Source organism: Trinickia camelliae, assembly GCF_053525655.1.
On sequence record NZ_JBCHAA010000015.1, the window covers coordinates 1 to 14,476 of the forward strand.

Here is a 14,476-nt window from a genome sequence, read left to right on the forward strand (position 1 = left end):
AGCTGATCGAGATCGTCGAGATCGGCAAGCAGATGCTGATGACGCGCGGCTCGCTCACCACGTTCTCGATCGCGAACGACGTAGCGAAGTACTTTGCGATCATTCCCGCTGCATTCGCAACGACCTATCCGCAGTTGCGCGTGCTCGACGTGATGCATCTGACCTCACCGTCATCGGCGATCCTTTCGGCGGTGATCTTCAATGCGCTGATCATCGTCGCGCTGATTCCGCTCGCGCTGAAGGGTGTGAAGTACCGTCCGCTCGGGGCCTCGTCGCTGCTGCGTCGCAACCTGCTGATTTACGGCCTCGGCGGCATCCTGTTGCCGTTCCCGTTCATCAAGCTGATCGATATGGTGCTGACGGCGTGCGGCTGGGCTTGAACATACCGAACCCATTCCCCGACGCGGCGGCCCTCGCGTCGATCACGGCAAGCGGAGAGGCCACGCGATGAGCGAGCCGGCCATCACCATCGTGCTGATCGACGATGACAAATGCATTCGCCGCCTAGTCCACTCAGTGCTGCTTGCGGGTGGTATGGCCGTCGTCGACGCGACGACCGGCGAGCAAGGCTTGACGCTCGTGGCCGCGAAACGCCCGGACGTCGTCATCGTCGATCTCAATCTGCCCGACATGGACGGCATCGACGTCATCCGTAACGTGCGCAATTGGTCGATGGTGCCGCTGATGGTGCTGTCGGCCCGCGACGCCGAAGAAGACAAGGTCGCCGCGCTCGACGCCGGCGCGGACGACTATCTGACCAAGCCGTTCGGACACACCGAACTCGTCGCGCGAATTCGCGCGCGCGTGCGCCGGGGCGCCGGTGGCAGCAGCGGCGGATGGCGCGAGATCCATTTCGGCGCCGTCACGGTCGATCCTTCCGCGCGCAGAGTCATGCGCGACAGCCAGGTCATCCATCTGAGTCCGATCGAATATCGGCTGCTGACGGCGCTCGTGCGTCAGGCCGGACGCGTGCTCACGCATCAGCAGCTTGTGCAGGAGGTATGGGGACGGCCGGGCGCCGACAACTTCCATGTTCTGCGCATCTACATGGGGCATCTGCGCAAGAAGCTCGAGCGCGATCCGGCTCAGCCGGAGCACTTCATCACGGAGACCGGCGTGGGCTACCGGCTGGTCGGCGCCGTCGAGGAACAGCACGCGAACACGACCGCTCGCTAATCTATCATCCTCTTAACACAGCATTCCTAAACGTCTTCGAACGCGCGAATCGACACACTTTTACCACCTTTTTACTTGCCGCCGATTTTCACGCCAATTTACAATGGCAAGGTCTCAAACAAAGAGAGCGCATGCCATGTTCAACCGATGTCGTCGAACCAGTTGGTTCTTCACTGCCTAGCCGGCAGGACGTTCGCGCTCTTCTATTTTTAGCCGCCGTCTTGCCAGCAGGTAAGCGGTGCGCGTCGCAGTAGCCCTTCCCGTGCACTTTTCTTAGCCCCATTCGGACGCTGCTTTCGCGTGCGCCCGAATGGCATGTCGTCGCGAGCGCAGGTTCGCGGTCGCGTTCTAACGCGCCGATTTGCACCAACGGGAGCCAACCATGAAGTCGATTGAACACAACGATCAACTCGAAGGCGTGTTGCGCTTGAGCGCACACGAGATGGCCACGCTCATGCTGCTGCGCGATGCGCCCATCGACCTCGGCAAGGCCACGCCCGACGTCATCGCGCTTCGCAGAGCGCACCTCGTCAAGCTCATCGAAGCCGAAGACGGCAAATTGAGGTTCGTCATTTCGGCCAATGGCGATGCCGTACTCAGGGCGCTGGAAGCAGGATGACTCCAGCGCTGCGTTCCAACCATTCATCATCCATCACACAACGTTTAACGACGCATTACCTTGGGGTCAATCATGTTCGAAGTCGGCAAGGACTACTCACGCGAAACCATTCATTCGATTTGCGGCGGCAGCAAACAGGCTTTCCTGCCGGTCAAGCGAGGCAAAGTGGTAGCGGCGTGCCTGCGTCCGGATCTCAATCCGCAAGCGCCGGAAGTCATCGTCTGCAACGGCGGAGCAGCGGCACGCGCCGCTGGGAGGACGCTCGCAAGACAGACCGACGCAATACCGGTATTCGTCAAGCGTGAGAGCGATTCGTTCCGCTATGTGGGGCAATTCGCCGTAGTCGAATCGCTCACTACGCCGCTCGATTGCGCGCCTTATGCACGCAATACCAGCTTCACGGCCGCGCAGGTTTCGCGCGTCATCAAGCTCAAACGCTGCTAAGGTCATACAAGACTAAGCGCGCTAATACGGTCATGCGTCGTTCTCTGGCGCGTGACCGCAGGCAAGCTTCCAAAAGCAAATTGGACGAAGTATTTGCTGAAGAAGGCATTTGACCTTTTGATGCGGTAAAATAGCGTTATTCCGCAGTGTGCGGATTGGGGCTGGAACAACGGCGCAAACGACGTTTTCTTAACCGTCTTCGCTAAGCCCTACCCTCTGTCAATCGCGTTTCCATTCCTGCTTTCCTAGGCGCTAAACGTCGCCGAAAGCCTGTCCGGCCCGCTACCAAGCGCGGCGCCGGCGCCCGGCATCTGCCAGGCGACGACAATCTCATGCGGTCCCTCATGCGGTCCCATACCGCCAGCTTCCAATGCCGCTCGCGCTAGCCGCGCCGCTGCATCGAATCAGGACGTCCGTACCCGGTACCGCAATCAACGCGATGACACCAACGTGTCTTTCATCATTTCGTTTGGTCGCAAGCCATGCATATCTATCGCTCAACTTCGCTCGTTCGCCAATTCGCGAGCCTTGCTGTCCCCACTGTCTGTGCCGCCTGGATCTTTTGCCTGCACTCGGTCATCAGCGGTGTTTTCGTCGGACGGCACGTCGGTGCGGAAGCACTCGCCGCTCTGAATCTGCTCACGCCGTTCTTGTATCTGCCCTACGCGTTCAGCGTCATGATCGGGGTCGGTGGCTCGACCCTCGTCGCCCGCTTGCTCGGTGAAGGAAAACGGCATGATGCCGCCGCGGCTTTTACTCAGTCGCTTTGGCTGCTCGGTTTGATTGGCGTGTCGTTCGCGATCGCCATTCATTTCGGGGCCGCCACGTTCGTCGCGTGGACCGGCGCGCAGGGTGAGTTGCACACGTTGGCGGAAGCGTATTTGCGCGCCTATGCCCCGTTCGTCGTGTTTTCGACCACGTGCTATGCGCTCGAGCTCTTTTTGCGTGTGGAAGGCGCCGCGAAATACGGCCTTTACTGTCTGATCGGCGGCGCATTCGCGGATGTCGCGCTGACCTGGCTGATGGTCGGCCAACTGGGATGGGGCATGTCAGGGGCCGCGCTCGCGGCGGGCGTTAGCCAGACGATCTCGTGCATCCCGATGCTTGCCTACCACTTCTTCAAGGCACAAGACGTCTATCCGCTCGCGCGCGCGTTCGCCAAGTGCAACTACGCTTGGCGTATCGCCTATAACGGCGCGTCCGAGTTTCTCGGCGAGATCGCGCCCAGCGTCACGATCTTTGCGTTCAATCACGTCGTGCTGCGCTTGCTTGGCGATACGGGGCTCGTCGCATTTGCCGTCGTCGAGTACATGACGATGATCGCCGTGGTGACGATGGTGGCGCTAGTCCAAAGCATGCAGCCGATCGTGAGCTTCCAGCGCGGCGCGGGCAATCCGGCCGCCATGTCGAGCGCGTTTGTCATCGGCTTGGTCGTGACGACGGGCTTCGCGCTCGCAGCGGCGATTGCCGCGCTGACGCTGGCGCAGCCGCTCGGCGATCTGTTCGTGCCCGCCAGCGCCGACGCGCAAGCGTTGCTGCGCGAAGCCCTGCCGTGGTGCGCGCTTGCGTTCGTACCTGCCGCGCTCAATCTGACCATCACTGGCTATCTGACCGCGATCGAAGCGCCGCTGGCGTCGATGATCGTGGCGCTGCTGCGCAGTTGGGTGCTATTGCTCGGATTGCTGTGGCTCTTGACGCTCTGGCTCGGCGAGCGAGGGATTTGGATGACAGCCGCAGCCACTGAGGTCGTGACGCTCGTGGCGAGCATCTGGATCTATCGGGTGCGCTGCAAACGCGTCGAGGCGACGACGCCGGCTTCGGTTGCGGTGAATTGATTTCACGCGCGGCGTGCGCGTGCGAACCGTTTCTATAACCCGTTAGCTTTCGATGCGCGCCTGCGACTCGCGCTCCGTCCGAGCATCGCGAACCACCCCGCCTCGCTGCTCGTGCGTCCAATACTCCGTCCGCACCCCGATCCGCTCCGACACGAACGTCCCGCCATTCGTCTCGCGATAATGCTTGAGTGCCTTATAAACGAGCCCTGAACCCAGCAGCACGATCGGCACGTTGAGCAGCACCATGACGATGTTCATCAGATCGGAGAGCGCCCAAAGATTCGGCAATTCGAGCCCCGCCAGCACAGTCAGCGCGCCGAACGGCACGAACACGAGAGAGCCCAGCACGCGGATACCCTTGATGAAGTGCTCGCTTCGCGAAATGAAATTCGCCGAGATCTCCGCAAACGAAATCATCCCCAGCAGCGTCGTGAACGCGAACAGCCCATAGCACGCGCACATCACGATCTGGACCACATGCGCTACCGATGCCGGCACGAGCGCCTGCACCGACGCGAGGTAGACCGTGATCTTCGAGGCCCGGACCGATTCCCACGCCTGACCGTCGACCGTACCGGTCCAGACGTGCGCCATCACGACGATGAAGCCGGTCATCGTGCAGATCACCATCGTGTCGAAGAACACGCCGAGGCTCTGCACAAAGCCCTGCTCACACGGGTGATCGTTGTCGGCAATCGCGGCGGCCATCGTGATCGTGCCCTGTCCCGCTTCGTTCGACATCAGCCCGCGCTTGACGCCCTGCGCGAGCGCGGTGCCGATCGCGCCGCCAAACAGCGCATGAGGCGCAAACGCGCCGACGACCACCTCGCGAAAGAAGAACGGAATCAGCGGCAGATTGATCAGGATGATGACGAGCGACATCGCGCAGAACAGCGCGGCCTTGATCGGAACGAGCACATCGGTATAGGCCGTCACGCGGCGAATGCCGCCCATGATGATGAACGAGCACGCGACGACGAGACCCACCGCAATGCAGTAATAGACCGTGGACTGCCGCGCGAGATGCGTGCCGGACACGGTATCGGCGATCGTGCCGATCGCAGTGAACACATTGAATGTTTGCGGCGGCACATTGAACAGCGCGTAGACGATGAACACCAGCGACAGGAACACGCCCACGATGCGCCGGTCGCCGAGGATTCGGCGGCCATAAAAAGGCAACCCGCCGACGAACTCATCGTGCTTCTTTTCCTTGAATAGTTGCGCGAGCACCGATTCCATGAACGCCGTCGCCATGCCGAAGAACGCCGCGACCCACATCCAGAACAACGCCCCCGGCCCGCCGACGGAAATCGCCCCCGTGATGCCGACGATATTGCCCGGTCCCGCGCGCATCGCGAGGCCGAGCATGAACGAGCCGAGTGCGCTGATGCCGGTGTGCGACGACTGTTTGCGCAGCATGATGCGCACGATCTTGCCGACGTTCATCGTTTGCACGAAGCGCGTGCGGATCGAGAAATAGATGCCTACGCCGACGAGCAGCAGGATCGCGAACGGGAATTGCCCGAGAACGGGTATGCGCGCGTAGAACGGAAAGTTGGTGGGAAAGTCCCAGAGGAAGTCCGAGATCGGCGCGATGAACGCAAAAAATGCATTCACGGATCGGAAAAGGTTTTCCACGCAGGCGTTCCTTTTTTGTTTTTACCTGCTTGTGATGCAGGGATTGGATATTGAGATCGTCAGGACGGCGTAACCGTCGCGAAAGCAGAACGCGATGTTACACGCTAAACCGTCAGTCATACGTAAAGCTAGCTCAAGGGATCGCTGAAAACCGCCCCGCACGACAGCCCCAATTCGGCATTGGAATATTGACTAAGACAGCTGTTATCGCGCACACGTTGTCGAGCACTCCGAAATTGGAGAGATCGGGAATGCGGTCTACCACGCGACGGGTGTGAGAGTGCGGGACTTGCCGATTACGTTGGATAAGGTGATGGAGGTGTGAGCAAAGGGCCGCGTGAATTCTTCTCAGGCACGGCCTGCTCGCTCGACGATCTCCGCCGTCACCGCCACCTCCGCATAATCCGCCGCAAGATTGGCCAGCGACAACGCATGCACGTCCTCGGCGGGCCACAGCCTGCCGCTGAGATCGCGCAGATCGAAGGCAAACGACGCATCGTCGACGACGATCGTGTCGAAGCCGAGATTGCCCGCCGAGCGCGCGGTGGACTCGACAGAGTTGTTCGTCGATACGCCCACGACGATCAACTGACGAATATCGCGCACGCGCAGCCAGCGCTCGAGGCCGCTCGCGGCAAACGCGTCCGGCACGTTCTTTTCGACCACATGCTCGTGTGCGAGCGGCATGAGCGCGTCCTGAAACTCCGCGCCGGGCTGGCCGGGACGAAACACCGAAGTCTGCGAGCGCGAGATGTGCCGGACATGGACGATCGGCCGCGACGTAGCACGCCAAAGGGAAAGCAGCATCTCGGCGTGTCGCTCGGCATCGGGGTTGTTGCGGCGTCCTGCCTCGGGAAAACGCATGCCCTTCTGCAAGTCGATGATGAGCAGCGCGGCGTGACGATCGATCGGCTTCATAGCGTGTGCGTCTAGTCGGACGATTGAATCAAGAGGCGCTCATTGTACTGACCACCGCTCTTTGCGCTTGCTGCGCTGCACAGCACGTTGCACAATCGGAGCCATCTTCCCAGCGGCCCCGCACGATGACCTACGCCTCGTCCTCCACCGGACTGCTGCTCGCCGCCGGCCTCGGTTCGCGTTTCGATCCGCTCGGTTTGCAAAACAAGCTGCTTGCGCCGCTCCCTGACGGAACGCCTGTTGCGCGCGCCGCCGCGCACCAGCTTCTCCTCACCGTGCCGCATGTGATCGCCGTCGTGCGCCCCGGCGCCGAGGCGCTCGCTCACGTGCTCAACGACGCCGGCTGCGAGGTCGTCTTCACGCTCGACGCCGAGCGCGGCATGGGCGCGAGCCTCGCTGCCGGCGTGCACGCCAGCAGCGAAGCCGAAGGCTGGATCGTCGCGCTCGCCGACATGCCGTGGATCGCGTCGGCGACGATCGATACGGTGGCGCGCGCGCTCGACGACGGCGCGTCGATCGTCGTGCCGATGTATCGCGGACAACGCGGACACCCGGTCGGTTTTCACGCCGAGCATCTCGATGCGCTTGCCGCGCTCGATGGCGACATCGGCGCGCGCAGCCTGCTGGCTTCGAACAACATCACGAAAATCGAAGTCGACGATGCGGGGATTCTCGGCGACGTCGATACGCCGGAAGATTTGCGCCGTTAGGCTCCCCCCTCTCTCTGCCACGCTCCTCCACCGTTTCTCCGCCGCGCCCGCTTTTTTCACCGCTTTAGCGACATTGCATTTTGTACACCAAATACTGTATAAATATACAGCATTTGGTGTACACGGCGCCGCAGACTCAAGCGTCGTCGCGCTGGAGAAGTCCGATGAAAAGCATCCGTATCGAACCCTCATTCGCTGTGTGGCGGCATATCGCGCGGGCGCTGCTTCAAGAGGCGCTTGCCCCGCACGAAGTCGAATGGATCGAAGCCGGCGAAAGCGCCGCGCTCTTCACCGCCGACGGCGCGCCCGCGTTCATCGAGACCGAGACCAACACCAGCGCCGAGCCCGCCACCGCGCCAGCCGCCCCCACCATCTCGCGCACGCTGCTCGCCAAGCTCGAGACCGCCGCGTGCTATCGCGCGCCCGACCGCTGGGCCTTCCTTTACCGCGTGCTATGGCGCTGGACGCAGGGCCAGCGCTCGGTCGTCTCCGCGCATGACGCGGACGGCGCGCGCCTCGCCAAGCGTATCGAGGAGGTCGACAAGGAACTGCAGCAGATGCAAACGCAGCTACGCTTTCGGCGCCGCGATCCGTCGCTCGGTCCGCCCGAATTCGTCGGCTGGTTCGATCCGCGTCACGATGTGCTCGAGCGCGCCGCCGCCCATTTCGCGAAGCGCATGGGCCGTTCGAGCTGGGTCATCGCCACGCCCTACGGCGCGGCCTTCTGGGACGGCGCGCTGTTGCGCGTCGACCGCACGACCGACCCGGAAGAAGCACTGACGTCGCTCAGCTCGACCGGCGAGGCCGCCACCGGCGACGCGGCGGAAGCGCTGTGGCTCGCGTATTACGAAAGCACGTTCAATCCGGACTACCCCTGCGAGCCCGCGTTGCCGACGGACCTGCCCGTGCGCTACTGGAAGCCGCCGGCGGACGGCAACGCGGCGCCGCCGTTCGCCGTGAAGCCGCTCGCCGGCATACCGCAAACCGCGCAAGCGGCGCAAACAGGGCCAGCGGAATCCGTGGTCAGCGTGCCGCCTCCCGAGCCCAAGCCCGCAAGCGGTGTGCTCGCTTCGCGCCCGCCGCCCGCCTCGCTCGCGGCCTGCAAGCTGTGCGGACTGTGGCGCACCAAGGCCAAGCCGATCGCCGGCGCTGGGCCGGTTCCCGCCGCGATCATGCTGGTCGGCGAACAGCCGGGCGAGCAAGACGCGTTGAGCGATGAACCGTTTCGCGGCGCAACTGGCGAACTGCTCGACGACGTGTTGCACCGCGCGGGGCTCGAGCGCGCGGCGCTCTATATGACGAATGCGGTCAAGCATTCGAAGTGGGAGATGCTGGAAACGCCACGGCAGACAGTCCAAGGGCAGACCGCGCTACGCGTGCACAAGACGCCCGCCCCCAACGAAGTCGAAGCCTGCGGCTATTGGCTCGACGAAGAACTCGAGCGCGTGCAGCCGCGCGCCGTCGTGGCGCTCGGTGCGACCGCGTTGCGCGCGCTGACGCGGCAGCCGCTCAGTTTGTCGGAGTACCTCGGGCAGACCCTCTCGCACGACGGCTGGCTCATCGTGCCGACCTATCACCCTGCCTACGCGCTGCGCACGCCCGACGCGAAGCTGCGCGAAGAGATCGTCGCGACGCTCGTTGCCGCGCTGACGCGCGCCAAGCAACTCGCAAAAATTAACAGCGAAGCGCGCGTTGAATGACGTATAACAAATAGCGAGGGCGCTCTGCCCGGCCCTTCATTCAGCAGGTGAGTTCATGAGCCGCTATTGCATGCACACCACACCGATTCCCGAACGGCCCGCCGATCCGACACGCGATCCCGAAGGCGATCCCTACGTGCCGCCATCGCCCGGTCATCACAACGACGAACCGCAACGTCCCGAAGGCCCGCCCGACAAGGACCCGGTCTGAGAGCCAGGCTGCATGCGGCTCACCGCTTCGTTCATTCATACAAATACGCTAAAAACCTAGGGGTTTCCCCGATCTGCGCTGCATCAGATGCATTGCCGTCAACTCGGATGGGCGCGGCTTTCTTGCGACTTTTCGCGTGAAGGCCGTTGACTGACCGACCACTCCAGAGCAACTCAATGCATAAACTGACCTTGAACCAAAAGCTCGGCTCGATGATCGCCGTGCTGTGGATCGGCCTCGTCCTGATCGGCGTCATGGGCGCATGGCAAAACCGCGCCTCGACGATCGCCGACAGGCGCGAACAACTGACCTCGCTCGTCGACGAAGCGATGAGCATCGTCAACTTCTACTACACGGCGTCCCAGCAGCACACGATGAGCGAAGAGGATGCTCAGAAGAAAGCGCTCGAAACGATCTCCAAGCTGCGCTACGGCAAGGACGGCTACTTCTCGGTGAACAACTCGCAGTCGGTAATGCTGATGCATCCGTTCAAGCCCGAGATGGTCGGCAAGAACATGTCGGGCTTCAAAGACCCCGACGGCAACAACCTCTTCGTCGACATCGTGACCGCCGCGAACAAGGAAGGCGGCGGCTTCGTCAGCTACCAGTGGCCGAAGCCCGGCGCCGATAAGCCGGTCGCCAAGACCAGCTACGCGAAGCGCTTCGCGCCCTGGGACTTTTGCATCGTCACCGGCATGTACATGGACGACGTGCAGGAAGCGGTGGTTGCGAGCGCGCTGCGCTGGCTCGGCATCATCCTCGTGCTCGGCGCCGCTGCCACGGTCGCGATGGTGCTCGTGCTCAAGAGCGTGCGCCGCAGCCTCGGCGGCGAGATCGAGTTGGCCGTCGACTCCGCGCGGCGCATCGCCGAGGGCGACCTGACGGTGCACGTGCCCGTGCGCCGCGACGACGATTCGAGCCTGATGCACGCGCTCGCGTCGATGCAGGCAGGGCTCGTCGACGCCGTTTCTCGCGTGCGGACCGGCACCGAGAACATCAACGTCGGCGCCAACGAAATCGCGGCGGGCAACACCGATCTGTCGCAGCGCACCGAGCAGCAGGCCGCCGCGCTCGTGCAGACCGCGTCGAGCATGGATCAGATGACGGCCAACGTGAAGCAAAGCGCCGAAAGCGCCACGCAGGCCGCCAAGCTCGCCGAGCAAGCCGCGGACGTCGCGATGCGCGGCAGCAGCGTCGTCGACGACGTGGTGCGCACGATGAGCGAGATCACCTCGAGCTCGCAGAAGATCGGCGACATCATCGGCGTGATCGACGGCATCGCGTTCCAAACCAACATCCTCGCGCTGAATGCGGCCGTCGAAGCGGCACGCGCAGGCGAGCAAGGGCGCGGCTTCGCGGTTGTCGCATCGGAAGTGCGCAGCCTCGCGCAACGCTCCGCCACCGCCGCGAAGGAAATCAAGGTGCTGATCGAATCGTCGACGCATACCGTCGATCAAGGCGCGGCGCTCGTCGCGAACGCCGGCTCGACGATGGGCGAAATCGTGCAATCGGTGCGTCGCGTCAACGAGATTCTCGAAGAGATCAGCCACGCATCGCGCGAGCAGAGCGCAGGCATCGAGCAGGTGAATCGCGCGGTCGGCGAGATGGATCAGGTCACCCAGCAGAATGCCGCGCTCGTCGAAGAAGCGGCGGCGGCCGCGCATTCGCTGAAGGACCAGGTGAGTTCGCTGCGCGAAGCGATCTCGAGTTTTGCATTGCCTGCTTGATCGTTTAGATCGTTTGATCTGATCGCTTCACCAAAGGTCACGCATGGGCCGGTCGCGGCTGCGCGCGCAGCGACTATCATGAATTGACGCCGGGAAATGGACATCCGGCGTCAGGAGGGCAAGCTCATGCGGGCCATGGTATTCGACGGCAGCACACCGGTTTTGCAAGACTTGCAGGTGCCCGATCCGCAACCGGGCGCCGGTCAACTGCTGATCGACATTCACGCTTGCGGCGTCTGCCGCACCGACCTGCATGTGATCGACGGCGAGCTCGCGCATCCGAAGCGAGAGTTGATACCCGGCCACGAAATCGTCGGGACCGTGGCCGAATTGGGCACGGGCGTCACCGGGTTTGCGATCGGCGAGCGGGTCGGCGTGCCGTGGACAGGCCATACGTGCGGCCACTGCCGCTACTGCCAAAGCGGCCGCGAGAATCTGTGCGATGCGCCGCGCTTCACCGGCTACACGCTCGATGGCGGCTACGCGGAACGCACTGTCGCCGACAGCCGCTATTGTTTTCATCTGCCCCAGCGTTATTCCGATGTGAAAGCCGCGCCGCTTTTATGCGCAGGATTGATCGGCTATCGCACGCTTGCGATGGCGGGCGACGCACAACGTATCGGCATTTATGGATTCGGCGCGGCCGCGCACATCGTCGCGCAAGTCGCGCGCCATCAGGGCCGCGACGTCTACGCGTTCACGCGTCACGGCGACACGGCTTCCCAACAATTCGCGAGGCAGTTGGGTGCGCGTTGGGCCGGCGGCAGCGACGAAAGCCCGCCCGATACGCTCGATGCCGCGCTGATCTTCGCCCCCGCCGGTTCGCTCATCCCCGCCGCGCTGCGGGCGGTCGCGAAGGGCGGCATCGTCGTGTGCGGCGGGATTCATATGAGCGACATTCCGTCGTTTCCGTATTCGCTGCTATGGGAAGAGCGCCGCGTCGTGTCGGTCGCCAATCTCACGCGTGCGGATGGTCGCGCATTCATGAAGCTCGCCGAAGAGACGCCGCTGCACATCACGACGTCCCCTTACCCGCTCGCGGAAGCGAACCGCGCATTGAACGATTTGCGCAATGGAGCGATCGTTGGAGCGGCTGTGTTGACGATGCGGTGATTGCCCATCGATGCGCATTCATCAGACGCGCGCGACGCTTTCTGTTTCGACATCGGCAGCCGGTCGTATCACGCTCGCGCGCCCTTCCTGTTCGATGTGCTGCACGGCGAGATCGAAGAACGCCTGCGAGCTCGGCGACAGCGAGCGCCCCCGCAGCCAGACCATGTGGAGGGCCCGCTCGATCCGCAGATCGGACACGTTCAACACCTTGAGTTCGCCGCGCCGCACTTCGTCCTCGACGCTGAGCGTCGAAACGTAGGCTACGGCGCGCTGCGCAAACAGCATCCGCTTGATCGCCTCGGTGTCGCTGACCGACATCGATGGAATCATCTTGAGGCCCGCGCGCGCATAAGCGCTCTCGACCACCGCGCGCGTTCCCGAGCCGGGTTCGCGAAGGATGACCGCCTCCGTGGCGAGGTCGCGGGCAAAGAGTCCATGCGCCGCCTCTCGATAGCCGGCCGCAGCGGTCAGCACAATTTCGTCTGCCCCGATGAACCGTGCCTGAAGACGCGTTTCATCGTAAGGCCCTTCGATGAAGCCCAGCGAAAATTCGCCATTGCATAAGCCGTCTTCGACCTGCTGCGTATTCGTCACGGTCAAATCGATGTTGACCTTCGGAAAGCGCGCGTTGAACTTCGCGATCATGTCAGGCACCAGATAGACGCCCATTGTCGCGCTCGCGCCGATCTTCAGTTGTCCGGCGCTAAGGCCGGCCACCTCTTTCAACTCTGAACGGGCCGCATCCGCGAGCGTGAAGATCCGCTCCGCGTAGCCAAACAGCAGCTTCCCTGCGAGCGTCAGCGAAATGCCGCGCGGGAGCCGGTCGAACAGCAGCAAGCCGAGACGGTCTTCGAGTTCGCGGATCTCCCGGCTGACTGCCGGCTGGCTCACCCTCAAACGATGCGCGCCGCCGCTCAGGCTGCCCGCTCGGGCCACTTCATAGAAAGCAAACAAATGCGTGAAATTCATGGGCGATGCGCGGCAGCACTTCCTTGAGCGGTGTAGCACGCTTGCGCACTGCCGCTATGACGAACTGCACTGGAGAACAGTGAAGGTGCCGCAATCGTAGACGTCATTTCTCGCACGTTAAAGCTGCGCGAAGGCGAAAGATTGTTTCCTGCAGAAAACGATCAGCTTCGTCTAACGCGTGAGTGCGCTGCTTAGGATGACATAAACAAAAGTCAGGGCTGGGGTGCGTATTTTGTATTTTTCATGATGTCGACCGCGACCTAGGCTTGTCGCTCCTCACTACGGACTCGCCTGGTCATGTCGACTTTCCTCTCCCCTAAAGACACATTCTCACGCCTCAAAACTTCGGCACCCTTACGATTTTCATCCGACGTCGCTCCCGGCATCGCGCTTTGCATGGCCGTGACACTAGGCGCTTGGTGCCTCCAGATTGCCGAGGCGTACGTCTTCGGTCGCGCATGGCTCGAGTCGCTCGTACTCGCGATCCTGCTCGGCACGTTGATCAGAAGCCTCTGGACGCCCGGAGAACGATGGCTGTCAGGCATTGCCTTCAGCGCGAAGACGCTGCTCGAAGTCGCCGTCATGCTGCTCGGCGCTTCGTTCAGCGCCACCGCGTTGAAGGCGGCCGGAATCGGTTTGCTGCTGGGTATCGTCGCCATCGTCGTCGTCGCGATTGCTGTGAGCTACGGCATCGGCCGTGCGCTTAAACTGAACTGGCGAATGGCGTTGCTCGTTGCGTGCGGCAACTCCATTTGCGGCAATTCGGCGATCGCCGCCGTCGCCCCCGTGATCGGCGCGAATCGCGACGACGTCGCCGCATCGATCGCCTTTACCGCCGTACTTGGCGTGCTGGTCGTGCTCGGTCTTCCGCTCTTGTCCTATGCGCTGCATTTGAACGCGGTTCAATATGGCGCGCTCGCCGGGCTGACCGTCTACGCGGTGCCGCAAGTCCTGGCCGCTACGGTGCCCGTCTCCGCGCTCAGCGCGCACATCGGCACACTGGTCAAGCTCGTGCGCGTTCTCATGCTTGGCCCGGTGATGCTGCTGCTTTCCATCGCGACTCGCGCTCGCCAATCCTCAAACGGCTCCACGGCTTGCGACAATCTCGCGGCGGCTTCGCCAAGCCGTATCGCGTCGAGGAAATTGGTTCCGTGGTTCATCATCGGTTTTCTGGTGCTTGGCGCCGTGCGTTCGGCGGGACTCTTTCCAGCCGTTCTGCTGGCGCCCGCCAATCAGATCGGCAGCCTGTTCACGATCGTTTCGATGGCGGCGCTAGGTCTCGGCGTCGATATCCGGAGCGTCGTGAAAGCCGGGCCGCGCGTGACCACGGCGGTCGTGCTGTCCATCGTCGCGCTTGCGGCGATGAGTCTGCTGCTGATCGTGGCGCTGCTGCACCTCCATTGAAGCCGGCGA

13 protein-coding genes and 1 pseudogene are annotated in these 14,476 nt (G+C 62.7%); 11 read left to right on the forward strand and 3 right to left on the reverse strand.

What is annotated here, in order from left to right; all coding sequences use genetic code 11:
- The 5 genes and pseudogenes from AAHK20_RS23125 to AAHK20_RS23145 form a co-directional block, all read left to right on the forward strand.
- A pseudogene (locus AAHK20_RS23125) lies at positions 1-380 on the forward strand (potassium-transporting ATPase subunit B); the annotation flags it as partial.
- Positions 381-447: 67 nt separating this feature from the next.
- Positions 448-1,176 (forward strand): response regulator, encoded by a 729-nt coding sequence (locus AAHK20_RS23130; protein ID WP_449183833.1) that lies wholly within the window; start codon positions 448-450, stop codon positions 1,174-1,176.
- Between the two features lie 382 nt (positions 1,177-1,558).
- A complete protein-coding gene (locus AAHK20_RS23135) occupies positions 1,559-1,795 on the forward strand; it encodes a hypothetical protein (protein ID WP_449183834.1) in 237 nt (78 codons plus the stop codon).
- A 72-nt stretch (positions 1,796-1,867) separates the two neighbouring features.
- A complete protein-coding gene (locus AAHK20_RS23140) occupies positions 1,868-2,239 on the forward strand; it encodes a DUF6697 family protein (protein WP_449183835.1) in 372 nt (123 codons plus the stop codon).
- A gap of 482 nt (positions 2,240-2,721) precedes the next feature.
- A complete protein-coding gene (locus AAHK20_RS23145; RefSeq protein WP_449183836.1) occupies positions 2,722-4,074 on the forward strand; it encodes an MATE family efflux transporter in 1,353 nt (450 codons plus the stop codon).
- A gap of 42 nt (positions 4,075-4,116) precedes the next feature.
- Here the strand turns inward: AAHK20_RS23145 and AAHK20_RS23150 are convergent, their stop codons facing one another.
- Positions 4,117-5,694 carry an alanine/glycine:cation symporter family protein gene (locus tag AAHK20_RS23150; protein ID WP_449183837.1) on the reverse strand — a complete coding sequence of 526 codons (1,578 nt, stop codon included), beginning with the start codon at positions 5,692-5,694 and terminating at the stop codon, positions 4,117-4,119.
- A 369-nt stretch (positions 5,695-6,063) separates the two neighbouring features.
- The gene (locus AAHK20_RS23155; RefSeq protein ID WP_449183838.1) at positions 6,064-6,633 is read right to left on the reverse strand and encodes a cysteine hydrolase family protein; all 570 of its coding nucleotides are present in this window, start codon (positions 6,631-6,633) and stop codon (positions 6,064-6,066) included.
- Positions 6,634-6,758: 125 nt separating this feature from the next.
- Here AAHK20_RS23155 and AAHK20_RS23160 point away from each other — a divergent pair, with 125 nt between their 5' ends.
- From AAHK20_RS23160 to AAHK20_RS23180, 5 genes are all read left to right on the forward strand, one after another.
- Positions 6,759-7,343 (forward strand): nucleotidyltransferase family protein, encoded by a 585-nt coding sequence (locus tag AAHK20_RS23160; RefSeq protein ID WP_449183839.1) that lies wholly within the window; start codon positions 6,759-6,761, stop codon positions 7,341-7,343.
- 164 nt (positions 7,344-7,507) lie between these two features.
- Positions 7,508-9,043, forward strand: coding sequence for a TIGR03915 family putative DNA repair protein (locus AAHK20_RS23165; protein ID WP_449183840.1), 1,536 nt, complete (start codon positions 7,508-7,510; stop codon positions 9,041-9,043).
- A gap of 55 nt (positions 9,044-9,098) precedes the next feature.
- A complete protein-coding gene (locus AAHK20_RS23170; RefSeq protein WP_449184046.1) occupies positions 9,099-9,254 on the forward strand; it encodes a hypothetical protein in 156 nt (51 codons plus the stop codon).
- A 185-nt stretch (positions 9,255-9,439) separates the two neighbouring features.
- Complete coding sequence (locus AAHK20_RS23175) at positions 9,440-10,981, forward strand: methyl-accepting chemotaxis protein (protein WP_449184034.1); 1,542 nt, start codon at positions 9,440-9,442, stop codon at positions 10,979-10,981.
- Positions 10,982-11,107: 126 nt separating this feature from the next.
- On the forward strand, positions 11,108-12,094 hold the full coding sequence (locus AAHK20_RS23180) for a zinc-dependent alcohol dehydrogenase family protein (protein ID WP_449183841.1): 987 nt from the start codon (positions 11,108-11,110) through the stop codon (positions 12,092-12,094).
- A 21-nt stretch (positions 12,095-12,115) separates the two neighbouring features.
- On the opposite strand, the gene AAHK20_RS23185 is transcribed toward AAHK20_RS23180, so the two are convergent.
- Positions 12,116-13,063 carry a LysR family transcriptional regulator gene (locus AAHK20_RS23185; RefSeq protein WP_449183842.1) on the reverse strand — a complete coding sequence of 316 codons (948 nt, stop codon included), beginning with the start codon at positions 13,061-13,063 and terminating at the stop codon, positions 12,116-12,118.
- Positions 13,064-13,447: 384 nt separating this feature from the next.
- On the opposite strand from AAHK20_RS23185, the gene AAHK20_RS23190 reads away from it, so the two are divergent.
- Positions 13,448-14,467, forward strand: coding sequence for a YeiH family protein (locus AAHK20_RS23190; protein WP_449184035.1), 1,020 nt, complete (start codon positions 13,448-13,450; stop codon positions 14,465-14,467).
- Positions 14,468-14,476: the final 9 nt, after the last annotated feature.